We start from the raw sequence: 15158 nt of genomic DNA on the forward strand, positions 1-15158 counted from the left end.
GAGATCCGCCGCTGCCTCAAGCGCTACATCACCCGCGAGCTCTACCGCCAACTCGAGCACCCACAAACCCTTGACAGGACATAGGAGCGTCGCGGCGGCTGATCGAGAAACACTGGAGGAAAGGGTCGGCGGCGAACCCTGAAACGAAGAAACAGTCGCGAAGCGAGGTTTCCCCGACGAGAACCGTGTTGGTCTCGACACGCCTCCGCCCAGCGACTCCAGCGGCTCCGGCGGCTCCGGCGGCTCCGGCGGCTCCGGCGGCTCCGGCGGCTCCAGCGGCTCCGGCGGCTCGACCAGCGGCGCGGAGAGGTCTCGACGAAAGTCCCTTGCGGGCGCACTTCTTCCGGCGTACCCTCGCGATATATCGGGACACTACGCCGACAGTCGATCGGCCGCACAAGGGAGACGACATGAGCAACCTCGACAACCTGCGGGTGAGCGAGGCCGACCGAGAGGAGGCGTCGGCGAGGCTCGCCGAGCACTACTCGACCGGCCGCCTCTCCAGTGACGACTACTACGAGCGCCTGGACGCGGTCTGGTCAGCGCGAGTGAGCTCCGACCTGGAGATGCTCTTCACCGACCTGCCCAGAACCGTGCCGCAGCCACCACCGGCCGCCCGCAGCCCGCGCCGGAACCGCCCGCAGGCCTTCCCGCTGGTCGCCTGCTTCCTGCTCGTGGCGTTCGGGCTGATCGCGATGGGTGTGCCGTGGTGGATTTTCGCCGCGATCGGCGGCGGGGCCCTTCTGTTTCACAAAAAGCACAGCCAGAAGAAGCACCACCGCCACCACCACGCGATGACAAGCGCCTGCCGGCCGATTCATGGTCGTCCGGGAGCCCAGCAGTAGAGGTGGGATCAGTCGGCGGGGGCGAGGATCCAGACCGCGGCGTCGGTCGGCAGGTCGCCAACGACCGGATCGCCGCTGTACATCACGATCTCGCCCTCGGGCAGCGGCGTCGGCTCCATCCCGCAGTTGAGGACGACGATCAGCTCGCGGCTCGCGCCCTCGGACCCACCGACCCCGCCACGCCGGAACGAGACGACACCCTCGGGCGCGTCCAGGATCTCGACATCCTCGTCGGCACCGAGTGCAAACGTACGCCGCGCCGACAGCGCCGCCCGGTAGAACTCCAGCGTGGAGTCCTTGACGCCGTTCTGAGCCGCCACGGTCAGGTCCACCCACTCGGCCGGCTGCGGCAGCCACGGCTGCATCGGCAGCTCTTCTTCGGGCACCTGACTGAACCCGAAGGGCGGCTCGAACCCGCTCCACGGCAGCGGCACCCGGCAGCCGTCCCGACCACCCTCGCCGGTCTCCGACCACGGGTCCTCCTGATACTCGGGCGGCAGATAGACCTGCGGCAGACCGAGTTCCTCGCCCTGGTAGAGGTACGCGGACCCCGGCAGCGCCAGCATCGTCAGCGTCGCCGCGCGCGCCCGATGCAGCGCCTGGAGCCCGTCACCGTAGCGTGAGCGGTGGCGTACGACGTCGTGGTTCGACAAGACCCAGGTCGGCGCCGCCCGCGACGGACCGAGGGCCTTCAACGTCGACCCGATGACCTCGGTGAATGCCTCGGCAGACCACTGCGCCTGCAGCCAGGAGAAGTTGAACGCCTGGTTGAACTCGTCGGCGCGTACGTAGCGTCGCAGCTCAGCCGGGCCAGGGGTCCAAGCCTCGGCGACCATCATCCGGTCGCCGTCGAAGGAGTCGATCAGCTTGCGCCAGTCGCGGTAGATCTCGTGAACCCCCGGGTTGTCCCACATCGGCGCGTCGGTGACGCCCCGCTGATACATCACCGCGGCGTCGGAGGTGAGCGCGAGCCCCTCGGGGACGACCTGGTCGCGCAGATCCTTGAAGAGCCCGTGGGCGATGTCGACCCGGAACCCGTCGACGCCCCGCTCGAGCCAGAAGGTGAGGATCTTGGTGAACTCGGCGACGACCTCTGGGTTGTGCCAGTTGAGATCGGGCTGGTCGTCGTCGAAGAGGTGGAGATACCACTGCCCGCCCCCGGCCCGCGTCCAGGCGGGGCCGCCGAAGACCGAGCGCCAGTTGGTCGGCGGCTCCTCGCCGTTCTCACCTCGGCCGTCGCGGAAGATGTAGCGGTCTCGCGCCGGGGATCCCGGCTCTGCAGCGAGCGCCTCGGCGAACCAAGGATGAGCCGACGAGGTGTGGTTCGGCACCAGGTCGACGATCACCTTGAGCCCCAGCTCGTGAGCCCGGGCGAACAGGCTGTCAGCGTCCTCGAGGGTGCCGAAGATCGGGTCGACGTCACAATAGTCCGCGACGTCGTAGCCGTGGTCGTTCTGCGGCGAGGTGTAGAACGGGCAGATCCAGACCGCATCGACACCCAGCGCGGCGAGGTAGCCCAGATGGTCGGTGATGCCCGGCAGATCACCGAGCCCGTCGCCGTTGGAGTCCGCGAACGATCGCGGGTAGATCTGATATGCGACGGCCTCGCGCCACCATGGCTGGTCCACGTGTTGCCCCAAACTCTCGTCGGTTGGCTACCTATACCCCGATCTTGTCGATGCGATGCTCGGGATTGTCAATCCGGACGGTCCGAGCACTGCCCGCGGCAGCGCATCAGACGCCTGAAACGCCGAGAAGAGGGGGATGCCCGAAGTCGGTCTTCGGCATGTACGCTTGTCAGCGTTGAAGGAGGCGCTCCTATGCGCTTCACGGTTGCTCTCGGTGACCGTTCGCGCAGCACTTGGTCTTTCGCGAAAGCAGAGATCAGGATCTCGTGGATTCAACGCCCAAAGGGCGGCACGGAGTCGCCCTGTTTACACAAGGATTAGATTCATGACTCAGGGAACCGTGAAGTGGTTCAACGGCGACAAGGGCTTCGGCTTCATCGCCCAGGACGACGGGGGCGACGACGTCTTCGTGCACTTCTCCGCGATCCAGACCCAGGGCTACAAGTCCCTGGACGAGAACCAGCGCGTCGAGTTCGACGTCACCCAGGGCCCGAAGGGCCCGCAGGCCGAGAACGTCCGTCCGGTCTGACTCTGGCTAAGCTGATCAACTCAGCATGACAGCCCCGCTCCTGCCTCGGCAGGGCGGGGCTGTCCCCTTTCCGGGGAGGCCGGACCGGTTCGGTCAGCCGACCTCGGGAAGCCTGGTGACGTCGACCCAGCCCCGGGCCTCGCTGATCGTCTCGAGGTCACCAAGGGTGAGCGCGATGGTCGTGTTGGCGCCACCGGCGGCGGGATAGACCATGTCGAAGCGCTTCAGGGAGGCGTCGAGCCAGACCTCTGCGGACGGCGGGTTGCCGAAGGGACAGACGCCCCCGATCGCGTGTCCGGTCATCGGCTCCACATCCTCGGCCACGAGCATCCGTGCCTTGGTGCCGAAGTGGGCCTTGAACTTCGCATTGGCGATCTTGGCGTCCCCGGCCGCGACGACGAGGATCGCGGCGGAGCGGTCCTCGGTGTAGAGGCCGATGGTCTTGGCGATCTCCGCCGGCGAGACGCCGAGCGCGGCTGCGGCGAGCTCGACGGTCGCCTTGGAGTCCTTCGACTCGATGATGTCCCCACCACGTCCGAATCGGTCCAGGTGGGCTCGGGCCAGCTCGATCGACATGCTCGAAGCCTAGTGGCGCGTCCCACCACCGAAGGAGTCGGCAACCGCTCCGTCCGTGAAGATGCGGTACTCCATCGGGGACGGCGATCCGAACGGCGTGCTCGGCACCGTGCCGCACGCGATGATCAGATTTCCGGGGCGACGGCCCTTCATCGTCGCCGGCTCGACCCCGACGACCATGTCACCCAGGTCTCGAGCAGCCGCGACGAAGTCCCGCACCCGAGCGAACGGCGCCCGGTCGACCAGGTTGGCGACGAAGATCCCGGAGGGCGCGAGCACGCGGCGTACGTCCTCGACGAAGGCAGCGGAGGTCAGCTCGGCCGGGGTGTGTCCGCCGTCGAAGGCATCGAGGATCACCATGTCGGCGAACCCGTCGCGGACGCCGCCGATACCGCTCTTGCCGTCGACGGGGCGCACCTTGATCCCGCTGCGCGGCGGTAGCGGCGCCTCGCGGCGTACGCGCTCGATGATCTCGATCGACGGCTCGAGCACGATCTGAGAGGAGCGTGGACGAGTCGCGTGGATGTAGCGCGGCAGCGTCATCGCGGCTCCGCCGACGTGCAACACCCGCACTGGCCCCGGCGGCAGACGGTCGATAACATCGCCGACACGCCTCATGTAGTCGAAGACGAGGCGGGTCGGGTCGCCCAGATCGACAGCCGACTGCTGCATGTCGTCGAGCTCGAGCACGTATACATCACTGGGCATAGCTGAGATACCCTACCCCGGCGTGGAAATGGGGGACTTGTTCCTCTATTGTGACCTGCGCTACAGCGGCACCATAGCCCGTTACGACTACTCCGGAGCATACCCCCCGGGGCATCCTTAGCACGTCTCCAGATCCACCCCGCCGATCCCCCACACCGCATCCGGCGAGGAACGAGAGGAAGTCAGACAGCGTGACAACCATCGAAGAAGTCACGATTGGGGCGTTCAGCCAACCCCTGGTCGGGATGTCATTCATCATCTCCGTTCTCGGCTCATGGGTCGGTCTGACCTGTGCGAGCCGCGCCCGCCGAGTGAACGGTGGCACCGGGTCCTGGCTCTGGCTCTTCGGCGCGGCCGCCTCCATCGGTGGCGGCGCGATCTGGTCGATGCACTTCATCGGCATGCTCGCCTTCGACAGCCATGTGGCGTACGCCCTGGACGTCGGCACCACGCTGATCTCACTGGTGGTCGCCATCGCCGCTGCGGCGGTCGGCATGCTGATCGCGACAGCGCTCCGCGGAAACCCGGGCTACATCGTCGGTGGTCTGGTCACCGGGGCCGGCGTCGGCGCGATGCACTACACCGGCATGTACGCCATGGACATGAGTGCCAAGATGGTCTGGAAGCCGACGGTCGTCGTCATCTCCATCGTCATCGCGCTGGTCGCCTCGGCGCTCGCGCTCTTCTTCACCTTCAACGTCTCCTCGCGGCTGATGCGCGTGGGCGCTGCCCTCATCATGGGCATCGGCGTGTGCACCATGCACTACACCGGCATGCTGGCCCTCGAGATCCACAGCTCGCCCGACGACAAGCTCGGGCACGTCAGCGGCGCCGACCCGGTCTACCTGGCGATGCCGATCTTCGCGATCTCCGCAGGCATGCTGATCGTGATCGGCTTCGGCACCATGTTCGCGGGCATCAACGACGACCTCGAAGACCCCTGGACCCCGGAGCAACGGGCCGGCTTCGACGCCGGTTCACCTCAGCTGATGGCGCAGGGGCCCGGCATGGGGCGGCCGGCCCTCACCAGCCAGCCGCACGACCTGCTCCAGCAGCCCCGGCAGTCGCTCCAGCGGCTTCCCACGCGCCAGCCGGCCGCCTCCGGCAGCCCACAGGCGGGTCAGCCCGCCGGCGAAGGCATCGGCAACATGTTCGCCCAGCGCCCCCAGCGGCCGACCCAGCTGCGACCGCAGAGCGGGCGCTGGACGCCTCGGCCCTACGCTCAGCAGGCCTCCGAGAGCCGCTCGGAGCCACAGCCGGACCTGTTCAACCGCCAAGGCGGCCAGCCCGGCGACGAAGCCGGCAACGAGCCGCAGCCGCGGCCGCAGCGCCCTCCGGGCTGGCTGCCGCCGCGCAACAACAACCTGTAGACACGCGTCGGGGGTAGGGGCCGACCGCCCCTACCCCCGACGAGTTCGTTCTCGGCTCACTCCCAGAAGACACGCTCGACCACGCCATGGGCGAGACGGGTCATCCGCAGGTAGTCGTTGACCAGCTCGTCGGTGGCGCCGGCCGGGTATCCGAGGATGGCCGCCACGGCGTGCTGCTCGACCGGCCCCGCAGGCAGGGAGTCCGCCGGGCGCCCGCGCGCGAGGGTGACGGCGTTGCGCACCCGGCTCACCATCCGCCACGCCCCGATGAGGGTCTCGGCGTCGTCCGCCTCGATCAACGAGGCGTCGCGGGCAGCCTGCAGTGCCTCCACGGTGCGTGGTGTACGCAGCCCCGGCACGGCGTAGGCGTGCCGCATCTGCAACAGCTGGGCAGTCCACTCGATGTCGGCGAGACCGCCACGGCCGAGCTTGAGGTGGGTGTTGGGGTCGGCGCCGCGCGGTAGCCGCTCATGGTCCACCCGGCCCTTGATGCGACGCACCTCGATGATGTCGTCCTCGCTCAGCCCGCCCTCGGGATAGCGCAGCGGGTCGATCATCTCGATGAACGCCTCACGCACCTTCGGATCGCCGACGACCGCATCCGCTCGCAGCAGTGCCTGCGACTCCCAGATACCCGACCACTTGGCGTAGTAGGCGGCGTACGCAGGCAGGGTCCGCACCAGCGCGCCCTGCCGCCCCTCGGGGCGCAGGTCCGCGTCGATCTCCAGAGGCGGGTCGGCACCCGGAAGGGCGAGCAGCCGGCGCAGGTCGGCGATGACCTTGAGCGCGAACTGGGTCGCCTCTCCAGGATCCGCGCCCTCGACCGGCTGATGGACGAAGAGTACGTCGGCGTCGGAGGCGTAGGAGAGCTCGAACCCGCCGTAGCGGCCCATCGCGACGATGGCGATCCGGGTGGGCGGCCCGTCGATCCCGCGCCGGGCGACCTCGTCGGCCACGACCGTGCGCAACGATGCCTCGAGGGTCGCGTCGGTCAGCCTGGACAGGGCGGCGCCGATGGTGTCGATCCCGGCTTCGCCGAGGAGTTCGGCGGCCGAGATCCGGAAGAGCTCGCGCCGGCGGATGGCCCGGATGTGGCGTACGGCCTCCTCCGCGGAGGTCGTGGTGCGTCGACGGGCCGCGCGGGCGACCATCTCGTCGGTCAGCGCCTCCGCCGACAGCGGCGCCAGGTCGTGGCCCAGCAGTCGCAGCGCCTCCGGCTCCCGTTCGAGCAGCGCGGTGGTGTAGCGAGAGGTGGACAGGATGGTGGCGAAGTGTTGCGCCACCGAGCCCTCGTCGCGCAGGGAGCGCAGATACCAGGGCGTGACCCCGAGCGCGTCGGAGATGCGGCGGAACCCGAAGAGCCCGGCGTCGGGATCGGAGCCCTCGGAGAGCCATTGCAGCATCACCGGAAGCAGCGCGCGCTGCAGCGCGGCCCGGCGGGAGACGCCCGTCGTGAGTGCTTCCAGGTGTCGCAGCGCCGCCTTGGGATCGGCGTAGCCCAGCGCGGTCAGCCGCTCCTCGGCAGCCTTCGTCGACAGGTGGACCTGCCCCGACGGGATCCGGGCGACCGCGTCGAGGAGCGGGCGGTAGAAGAGCTTCTCGTGGAGGCGGCGTACCTCGATCCGTTGGTGGCCCCACTCCTTCTTCAGCCGCACCACCGGATCGCGCAGGTAGCCCAGCGAGCGCGCGAGCCAGCGAAGCGACGCCTCGTCGTCGGGGACGACATGGGTGCGCCGGAGCCGGCGGAGCTGGAGCCGGTGCTCCATCCGCCGCAGGAACGCGTAGGCCTCGTGCATGGCCTCGCCGTCCTCGCGGCCGACGTAGCCGGCGCGGGTCAGCGCCGCGAGCGCGGAGAGCGTGGTCGGCTCGCGGATCCCGGTGTCGGCGCGGCCGTGGACCAGCTGCAGCAGCTGGACGGCGAACTCCACGTCCCGCAGCCCGCCGGCACCGAGCTTGAGCTCACGGTCGGCCTCCTTGGACGGGATGTGAGCGACGACCCGGCGGCGCATCGCCTGGGTGTCGGCCACGAAGCCGTCGCGATCGGCGGCCTTCCAGACGAACGGGTTGACCGCGTCGACGTACGCCTGGCCCAGCTCGAGATCGCCCGCGGCCGGGCGGGCCTTGAGCAGCGCCTGGAACTCCCAGGTGCTCGCCCAGCGCTCGTAGTAGCCGACGTGGCCGGTGATCGTGCGCGAGAGGACCCCGGCCTTGCCCTCCGGGCGCAGTGCCGCGTCGACGGGCCAGATCGTGCCCTCGCCGGTGTGGGCCGAGCAGACGTGGATCAGGTTGCTGGCGAGCTGGGTGGCGACCCGCAGCGAGACGTCTTCGCCGACTCCGTCGGCCGCCTCGTGGACGAAGATCACGTCGACGTCGGAGACGTAGTTGAGCTCGTGGCCCCCGCACTTTCCCATCGCGATGACGGCCAGCCGGACAGCCTGGGCATCCTCCTCCCCCAGCCGCGCACGGGCGACCGCCAACGCGGCATCGAGGGTGGCGCAGGCCAGGTCGGAGAGCTCGGCGGCGACGTCGTCGACCGGGAGCTGGTGGGCCAGGTCGCGGGCAGCGAGCCGGAGCAGCCAGCGGCGGTACTCGACCCGCAGCGCGTCGACCGCCTCCGCGTCCGGGACCGTGGCCACCGGGGACTCGTCCACCGACTTCGCACCGACCGCCTCGAGCAGCGACGCCCGGAAGACGTACGCCGCGGGCCTGGTCGTGCCCAGGGTCGGGTCCGCGAGCTCGCGCCAGTGACCGGGGTGACGAGCCAGGTGATCGGCCAGCGCCGGCGAAGCGCCGAGCACCGAGACCAACCGCATCGCGGTCCCCTCGTCGGCGGCGAGCTCCTCGACGAAGCCGTTTCCCTGGGACCCGGCCAGCGTGACCAGACCGGCCAGCGCAGCGTCGGGGTCGGCGGCGCGGCTCAGGATCGCCAACAGCTCGTGGGCGCCGGGGCCGAGACCGGCCAGATCCGCCAAGGCCGCATCCGGGTCGTAGAAGCCGAGCCGGAGCAGCTCGCCCTTGCCTGGCAACGTCATGGACCCGATTCTGTCACTCGACGTTCTCACACAGCAGGCACGGTGCGGCGCGTCTCACGCACTCCAGGGCCGAGGAGCCGGGATGACGCCGCCACGGGTGCCGCCCGGGGCGACGGCGGCGGCGCGCTCGCGGACCAGGCGGGCGAAGCCGAAGGCCAACGGCTGCCAGGTCTTGATGAGCTCGTTCTCGGCGAAGGTGGCCGTCGTGACCACGTCGTCGACGCTGCGTCCGATCTGCTCGAGCTCGTCGGTGGACTCATCCGCCCACACGGCCACCCCGGCGGCGTCGACCTCGGGGTGGAACTGCACACCCCACACGGTCGGCGCGAGCCGGGCTGCCTGGACCTGGCCGTCGATCGAGCTGGCCAGCTTGACGGCGCCCTCGGGAAGCTCGCCGACGATGTCGCGGTGCCAGTGCATGGCGCGGTCGTCGCCCGCCAGCAGCCGCATCAGCGGGTCGAAGAGCACCTCGGGCTCCCAGGTCACCTGGCGAACGCCGACGGTGAGCCCGAACGGGCTGCGTTCCACCGATCCGCCGAGAGCCATCGCGGCCAGCTGGTGACCCAGGCAGATCCCGAGCGTCGGGATGCCCGCCTCGGCCGCCTGAGCGATCCGCTCGCGGGTGACCTGCAGCCAAGGGTGCTCGTCGTCGGAGTCGGCGTCCATCGAGCCGCCCATCACGAGCAGCCCGGAGTAGGAGGCGTCGAGCGACGAGAGCTGCGGAATCGGTTCGGCGTACGCCTTGCAGACGTCGACGCACATGCCCGCCTCGGCCAGCCAATGACCGAACAAAGTCGGCGGAACTGTCTCCTCGTGCTGGATCACAAGCACCCTGGGAAGACTCAACGACATCACTCCCACTCTCCCGTTCGATCCAGTGTGGCAGCACAGGATCGGAAGTGTGGAATCGCCCCCTAAAGAGGTTGCAGACGCAACTTCTTGCGACCGGATCCGTGGGGAGCCGTGGATCTGGGCTCAGATGACCGGAAGCATCCTGGAGCGCTCGAAGTCGGTCACCTGCTCGCGGTAGGCGGCCCACTCGGCGCGCTTGTTGCGCAGGAAGAAGTCGAAGACGTGCTCGCCGAGCGTCTCGGCGAGCAGCTCGGAGTCCTCGGCCATGCCGATCGCCTCGTCGAGGTTCTCCGGCAGCGGGTCGATGCCGAGGCTCTTGCGCTCACGCTCGGTCAGCGCCCATACGTCGTCCTCCGCCTCGCGAGGCAGCTCGTAGCCCTCCTCGATGCCCTTCATGCCCGCCGCCAGGATCACGGCGAAGGCCAGGTAGGGGTTGCAGGCGGCGTCCAGGGTCCTGACCTCGATCCGGGTCGACTGGCCCTTGAGCGGCTTGTACATCGGGACCCGGACCAGCGCGGATCGGTTGTTGTGTCCCCAGGCGACGTGAGCCGGCGCCTCGCCCCCGCCGATCAGACGCTTGTAGGAGTTGACCCACTGGTTGGTGACCGCGGTGATCTCCGGGGCGTGCCGCAGCACGCCGCCGATGAAGCTGCGGCCGGTCTTGGAGAGCTGATATTCGGCACCCGGCTCGTAGAAGGCGTTGGCGTCGCCCTCGAACAGGCTCACATGGGTGTGCATGCCCGAGCCCGGGTGCTCGGTGAACGGCTTGGGCATGAAGCTCGCCCAGATGCCCTGGCTCAGCGCGACCTCACGGACGACGGTGCGGAAGGTCATGATGTTGTCGGCGGTGCTGAGCGCGTCGGCGTAACGCAGGTCGATCTCGTTCTGGCCCGGGCCACCCTCGTGGTGGCTGTACTCCACCGAGATCCCCATCGCCTCCAGCATAGTGATCGCCTCACGCCGGAAGTCGGCGCCCATCGACTGGGCGGTGTGGTCGAAGTATCCGCTGGAGTCGACCGGCACCGGCTCGGCGCCGCCGACCGGCTTGTCCTTGAAGAGGTAGAACTCGATCTCGGGGTGCGTGTAGAAGGTGAAGCCCTTCTCCGCGGCGTTCGACAGGGTGCGCTTGAGCACATAGCGCGGGTCCGCGTAGGACGGCGACCCGTCGGGCATCACGATGTCGCAGAACATCCGGCCGGTGGACGGGCCGTCCGTACGCCACGGCAGGATCTGGAACGTGCTCGGATCCGGCAGCGCCAGCATGTCGGCCTCGGTCACCCGGGCGAACCCCTCGATCGCGCTGCCGTCGAAGCCGATGCCCTCGGCGAAGGCGCTCTCGAGCTCGGCCGGAGCCACCGCGACCGACTTCAGATAGCCGAGCACGTCGGTGAACCAAAGTCGCACGAAACGTACGTCCCGCTCTTCGAGTGCCCGGAGCACGAAGTCCTGTTGCTTGCCCATGCGTGAACACTAACGCTCCGGCCTGACAGCCAGGATCACCACGCCTGCTCAGTCCGGGCTCAGCGTCCGGGGCCCCTGAAGACGGAGATCACCAGGGCCACTCCGAACCCGCCAGGGCCGCGCCGATGACCGACCAGGCGGTGCTCGTGCCGCCTTCACCGAGATAGCCCATACCGGTCAGGGCCAGCGCCCCGCCGGCCAGGAGGAGCACAGCGGCCACCACGAGGCTCAGAGCCTTACCCACAGTCATGACAACGAAATCTAGGTGATGACCAGAGCGAGGGTCACCAGCGCGGTCATCCAGGAGACGAAGCTGCCTACCAGGAAGTACTCGGTCACGTCGTTGATGCTCGGGCCCTTGCTCTCGTCGCGGAACGACTGCAGCTCGGGCCAGCGGATCAGGCTCTTCGCCGCTACCACCAGGCCCGCCGCGGCGAGACTGCCGGTGAGACCGAGTCCGAAGATCGTCAACCGCTCGAGCGGCCCCAGGATCCGGCCGCCCTTGAGATTGTTGCCGGCGACGCCGTCGAGCGGGTTGGCGACCTTGGTGACGTCGAGGACCAGCTGCACCACGACGTTGCCCGTCGAGATCTGGACCAGCAGGCCACCGAAGGCGAGCAGCACCGCCTCGGGACGCGCCGCCTCGACCCAGACCCAGGGCGCCTGCTCGGCCCAGGCGGCGACCGGGCCGGCGACCTCCCCGGCCACCGGAGCCAGCAGGATCCCGAGGAAGACCGCCGCGCCCAGCAGCGCCAACGGGATCCCGGGGCGAGGGTTCTTGTCGACGCCTTGCGTCGGGTGGGCCAGGAAGCCCCACAGCACGGCGATCCCCGCGATCACGATCACCGCGGCCAGGTCGCCCCCGAAGAGAGCCGAGAGCAGCCCGAAGGTGATCACCGCCACCGCCCCGATCGCCTCGGGGACCCAGCGGATCCGCTTGAGCGGGTCGAGGAGGGAGTGGGCGAAGTCGACCGTGCCGACCCCGATCAGCAGCAGCGCGATCCAACTCATGCCGCCACCTCCGCGCTTCGCGCGGTGACTCCCTCGCTCGGCGCGAGCGGACGAGCAAGCTCGCCGCTCGACCTCGCTCCGGTCGCTGCCGTAGCGCAAGCGCCAGGATGCGGACGCGGCGGCATGATGACCTGATTGCTCGCTCGCTTGCGCTCGCTCATCGCACATCTCCCATGAGCTCGTCAGCACGCACGATCACGGCGATCCCGTCGCGACGGATGCGCTGGGAGACCGCGGAGGGGGTGATGTCGAGCTCGGCGGCGATGGCCTTCTGAGACATGGCGGAGAGCATGCCAGAAAGCACCGACACCGAGGAGAGGTCCAGTCGGGAGAAGAGCTCGTCGCGCGAGAGCAGCGCGGCGTTGATGGCAGCCGGATCCGGCCCGCCCGCCCCCTCCGCAGGCTGATACCAGGTTCGTACGCTGCGAGAGGCTGCCTTGCTCGCGGCGTCCTCCGCCGTCTCGATCGCAGCCCGCGCCACCCACCAGCCCTCCCCGTCCTCGACGCGGGGATCGTCGCGGAGCACGCTCGTCTCGCCCCAGCCGATGCCGTGGCGGATGTCCACGAGCGGGGCGAGCGCGATCCGCAGTCGGAACGCCGCCTGGATCGCGGCTCCCACCGTCTCGAACGCGCCCTGGAACTCGTCGCCCACCGTGATCCGCAGCGGCGTGACCGGCTGCCACTCCCGGTTGATCACCTCGATGTGGTCGGCGAACGCCTCGTGGACCCGCGCACGGTCGGACGTGGTGCGCGAGGCCACGAGGTCACCGATGACGGTAGCTACGGCAGACATATGAAGAGAATACCTTTATTCTCAATAGATGAAGACATTTGCTTCATTTCGCGGAAATGAAGGGCAAGCCCTACTCGACGTCAAGGAGCGGTCATCACGGCCGCCCCCGGGCCCACGAGCTCGCCCGGCTCCACCGGACGACCAGACCACGCTCTTGGACGACATGTTCAGGACGCTACTCAACCGGAACCCGGGCCTCGATCTCGGCGAGCCAGGCCGCCGGCGAGGCGTCGGAGGGCATCCGCCAGTCGCCGCGGGGCGACATGGTGCCGCCGTTGGAGACCTTGGGGCCGTTGGGGAGCGCCGAGCGCTTGAACTGGTTGGCGAAGAAGCGCTTCACGAAGACCTCGAGCCAGGTCCGGATCTCCTTCATCTCGTACGCCGTCCGCTTCTCCTCCGGGAACCCCGGCGGCCACTCACCGGCCTCGATGTCGTGCCAGGCGTTCCAGGCCAGGTAGGCGATCTTCGAGGGGGTGAAGCCGTTGCGGACGGTGTGGAAGAGGGTGAAGTCCTGCAGGGCGTACGGGCCGATCCTCTGCTCGGTCGACTGCAGCTCCTCCCCCGGCACGAGCTCGGGCGAGATCTCCTGGTCGAGGATCTCCTGGAGGACCTGGTCGGCGGCGCCGCCGAACTGCTCGGTCGCCAGCTGCCCAGAGTCCAGCACCCAGCGGATCAGGTGCTGGATCAGGGTCTTCGGCACGCCGGCGTTGACGTTGTAGTGCGACATCTGGTCGCCGACCCCGTACGTCGCCCAGCCGAGCGCGAGTTCGGAGAGGTCGCCGGTGCCGAGCACGATGCCGCCGCGCTGGTTGGCGATGCGGAAGAGGAAGTCCGTACGCAGCCCCGCCTGGACGTTCTCGAAAGTCACGTCGTAGACCGGCTCGCCGTCGCCGGCCGGGTGGCCGATCTCCTTCAGCATCTGGGTCGCCGTCGGCCGGATGTCGAGCGTCTCGTAGGTCGTGCCGAGCGCCTCCATCAGCTTGATCGCGTTGGACTTGGTGTCGTCCGAGGTCGCGAAGCCGGGCATGGTGAACGCGAGGATGTCGCTCGCCGGACGACCGAGCCGCTCCATCGCCTTGGCGGCGACGATCAGCGCATGGGTGGAGTCGAGCCCGCCCGAGACGCCGATGACGATCTTGGTGTCCGGACCGATCGACTGGAGCCGCTTCTCGAGCCCGGAGACCTGGATGTTGTAGGCCTCGTAGCACTCCAGCGCGAGCTTGTCGGGGTCGTCGGGGACGAACGGGAACCGGTCGACCTTGCGCCGCAGCCCACCGCCGGTCAGAGGCGGGCTGAGCTCGAACTCGATCTCGGAGTGGTAGGCGCCCTCAGACCGGCGGTTGTCGTCGAAGGTGCTCTGCCGGATCCGCTCCCCGCGGATTCGCTCCAGGTCGACGTCGACCACGGTGCGTCGCGGGCCGTCCGGGAACCGCTCGGTCTCCCCCAGCAGCTCGCCGAGCTCGTACGCCATCGTCTGCCCGTCCCAGGACAGGTCGGTCGTCGACTCGCCCGGCCCGGCGGCGGTGTAGACGTACGCAGCGGCGCATCGCGCGCTCGCCGACTGCACCAGCAGGCGGCGCGCGTCGGAGCGCCCGACGGTGACCGGGCTCGCGGAGAGGTTGAGCAGCACGGTCGCCCCGGCCAAGGCGGCCTTGGCGCTCGGCGGCACCGGGACCCACATGTCCTCGCAGATCTCGACGTGGAAGACGAGATCCTTGACGTCGGTGCACCGGAAGAGCAGCTCGTTGCTGAGCGGCACCTCCTCGCCGCCGAGCATGATGGTGCCGTCGGCGCCGTGGCCGGTTCCGTACCAGCGCTTCTCGTAGAACTCGCGGTAGTTCGGGAGATGGGTCTTGGGCACCACACCCAGCACCTCGCCGCCGTGGATCACGACCGCGGTGTTGAGGACCCGGTCGCCGTGGCGCAGCGGCGCGCCGACGACGATCACCGACAACAGCTCCTCGGAGGCCACCACGATCGCGCTGATCGCGGCGCGTACGGCATCGAGGAGGGTTCGCTGCAGGACGAGGTCGTCGATCGAGTAGCCCGAGAGGCACAGCTCCGGGAAGACCGCGACCGCGACCCCCTCGTCGGAGCACTCGCGCGCCTGCGCGATCACCTCGCGTGCGTTGGCCGCCGGGTCGGCGACGGAGATCGGGATGGTGCACGCCGCGACCCGTGCGAATCCATGGGAGTAGGCGGAGTAGAAGTCCACACCCCGGAGTCTAGGCGCGACCAGCTATCTGGCCACCCGACGCCCGCCGCCGACGGCGGACCGCCTCAGGACAGCTCGCGGATGCGTACGTTCCGGTAGGACACCACGTCCGGGGTGCTGCCGTGCGCCTGGATCCCG

The 15158-nt window shown here is 69.1% G+C and carries 13 protein-coding genes; 3 read left to right on the top strand and 10 right to left on the bottom strand.

The annotated features are described in order from the left end of the window. Window positions 1-410: 410 nt before the first annotated feature. Window positions 411-845, top strand: a complete 435-nt coding sequence (locus ABZZ22_RS10600) for a DUF1707 domain-containing protein (RefSeq protein ID WP_354930411.1) — start codon at window positions 411-413, stop codon at window positions 843-845. Between the two features lie 8 nt (window positions 846-853). Here the strand turns inward: ABZZ22_RS10600 and ABZZ22_RS10605 are convergent, their stop codons facing one another. Next, window positions 854-2473 (bottom strand): alpha-amylase family glycosyl hydrolase, encoded by a 1620-nt coding sequence (locus ABZZ22_RS10605; protein ID WP_354930414.1) that lies wholly within the window; start codon window positions 2471-2473, stop codon window positions 854-856. A gap of 325 nt (window positions 2474-2798) precedes the next feature. On the opposite strand from ABZZ22_RS10605, the gene ABZZ22_RS10610 reads away from it, so the two are divergent. After that, window positions 2799-3002, top strand: coding sequence for a cold-shock protein (locus ABZZ22_RS10610; RefSeq protein ID WP_179658568.1), 204 nt, complete (start codon window positions 2799-2801; stop codon window positions 3000-3002). A 93-nt stretch (window positions 3003-3095) separates the two neighbouring features. Here ABZZ22_RS10610 and ABZZ22_RS10615 read toward each other — a convergent pair whose 3' ends face one another. Continuing rightward, window positions 3096-3578 (bottom strand): YbaK/EbsC family protein, encoded by a 483-nt coding sequence (locus tag ABZZ22_RS10615; RefSeq protein WP_354930417.1) that lies wholly within the window; start codon window positions 3576-3578, stop codon window positions 3096-3098. 9 nt (window positions 3579-3587) lie between these two features. Beyond that, a complete protein-coding gene (locus tag ABZZ22_RS10620; RefSeq protein ID WP_354930420.1) occupies window positions 3588-4286 on the bottom strand; it encodes a fused MFS/spermidine synthase in 699 nt (232 codons plus the stop codon). Between the two features lie 245 nt (window positions 4287-4531). Here ABZZ22_RS10620 and ABZZ22_RS10625 point away from each other — a divergent pair, with 245 nt between their 5' ends. After that, window positions 4532-5656 carry an MHYT domain-containing protein gene (locus ABZZ22_RS10625; protein WP_354930423.1) on the top strand — a complete coding sequence of 375 codons (1125 nt, stop codon included), beginning with the start codon at window positions 4532-4534 and terminating at the stop codon, window positions 5654-5656. A 56-nt stretch (window positions 5657-5712) separates the two neighbouring features. Here ABZZ22_RS10625 and ABZZ22_RS10630 read toward each other — a convergent pair whose 3' ends face one another. The 7 genes from ABZZ22_RS10630 to ABZZ22_RS10660 all read right to left on the bottom strand — a co-directional run bounded on the left by ABZZ22_RS10630 (window position 5713) and on the right by ABZZ22_RS10660 (window position 15020). Then, window positions 5713-8688, bottom strand: a complete 2976-nt coding sequence (locus tag ABZZ22_RS10630; protein ID WP_354930426.1) for a bifunctional [glutamine synthetase] adenylyltransferase/[glutamine synthetase]-adenylyl-L-tyrosine phosphorylase — start codon at window positions 8686-8688, stop codon at window positions 5713-5715. 54 nt (window positions 8689-8742) lie between these two features. Then, window positions 8743-9519, bottom strand: a complete 777-nt coding sequence (locus ABZZ22_RS10635) for a type 1 glutamine amidotransferase (RefSeq protein ID WP_354930429.1) — start codon at window positions 9517-9519, stop codon at window positions 8743-8745. 144 nt (window positions 9520-9663) lie between these two features. Next, the gene (gene glnA / locus ABZZ22_RS10640) at window positions 9664-11001 is read right to left on the bottom strand and encodes a type I glutamate--ammonia ligase (protein ID WP_354930432.1); all 1338 of its coding nucleotides are present in this window, start codon (window positions 10999-11001) and stop codon (window positions 9664-9666) included. A gap of 88 nt (window positions 11002-11089) precedes the next feature. Then, entirely contained in the window at window positions 11090-11251 is a 162-nt protein-coding gene (locus tag ABZZ22_RS10645) for a hypothetical protein (protein WP_354930435.1), read from the bottom strand. Between the two features lie 11 nt (window positions 11252-11262). Continuing rightward, window positions 11263-12012 (bottom strand): hypothetical protein, encoded by a 750-nt coding sequence (locus ABZZ22_RS10650; protein WP_354930438.1) that lies wholly within the window; start codon window positions 12010-12012, stop codon window positions 11263-11265. Between the two features lie 157 nt (window positions 12013-12169). Continuing rightward, window positions 12170-12805, bottom strand: coding sequence for a SatD family protein (locus ABZZ22_RS10655; RefSeq protein WP_354930441.1), 636 nt, complete (start codon window positions 12803-12805; stop codon window positions 12170-12172). 175 nt (window positions 12806-12980) lie between these two features. Further along, the gene (locus ABZZ22_RS10660) at window positions 12981-15020 is read right to left on the bottom strand and encodes an NAD(+) synthase (protein WP_354930444.1); all 2040 of its coding nucleotides are present in this window, start codon (window positions 15018-15020) and stop codon (window positions 12981-12983) included. Window positions 15021-15158: the final 138 nt, after the last annotated feature.

It is taken from the genome of Nocardioides sp. NPDC006273 (assembly GCF_040613495.1).
Classification (GTDB): Bacteria; Actinomycetota; Actinomycetes; order Propionibacteriales; family Nocardioidaceae; genus Nocardioides.

What these genes read in the sequence shown, in the direction of transcription:
- ABZZ22_RS10600 (WP_354930411.1), top strand. Translation starts at nt 411, where the DNA reads ATGAGCAACCTCGACAACCTGCGGGTGAGCGAGGCCGACCGAGAGGAG.
- ABZZ22_RS10610 (WP_179658568.1), top strand. Translation starts at nt 2,799, where the DNA reads ATGACTCAGGGAACCGTGAAGTGGTTCAACGGCGACAAGGGCTTCGGC.
- ABZZ22_RS10615 (WP_354930417.1), bottom strand. Translation starts at nt 3,578, where the DNA reads ATGTCGATCGAGCTGGCCCGAGCCCACCTGGACCGATTCGGACGTGGT.
- ABZZ22_RS10620 (WP_354930420.1), bottom strand. Translation starts at nt 4,286, where the DNA reads ATGCCCAGTGATGTATACGTGCTCGAGCTCGACGACATGCAGCAGTCG.
- ABZZ22_RS10625 (WP_354930423.1), top strand. Translation starts at nt 4,532, where the DNA reads ATGTCATTCATCATCTCCGTTCTCGGCTCATGGGTCGGTCTGACCTGT.
- ABZZ22_RS10630 (WP_354930426.1), bottom strand. Translation starts at nt 8,688, where the DNA reads ATGACGTTGCCAGGCAAGGGCGAGCTGCTCCGGCTCGGCTTCTACGAC.
- glnA (WP_354930432.1), bottom strand. Translation starts at nt 11,001, where the DNA reads ATGGGCAAGCAACAGGACTTCGTGCTCCGGGCACTCGAAGAGCGGGAC.
- ABZZ22_RS10645 (WP_354930435.1), bottom strand. Translation starts at nt 11,251, where the DNA reads ATGACTGTGGGTAAGGCTCTGAGCCTCGTGGTGGCCGCTGTGCTCCTC.
- ABZZ22_RS10650 (WP_354930438.1), bottom strand. Translation starts at nt 12,012, where the DNA reads ATGAGTTGGATCGCGCTGCTGCTGATCGGGGTCGGCACGGTCGACTTC.
- ABZZ22_RS10655 (WP_354930441.1), bottom strand. Translation starts at nt 12,805, where the DNA reads ATGTCTGCCGTAGCTACCGTCATCGGTGACCTCGTGGCCTCGCGCACC.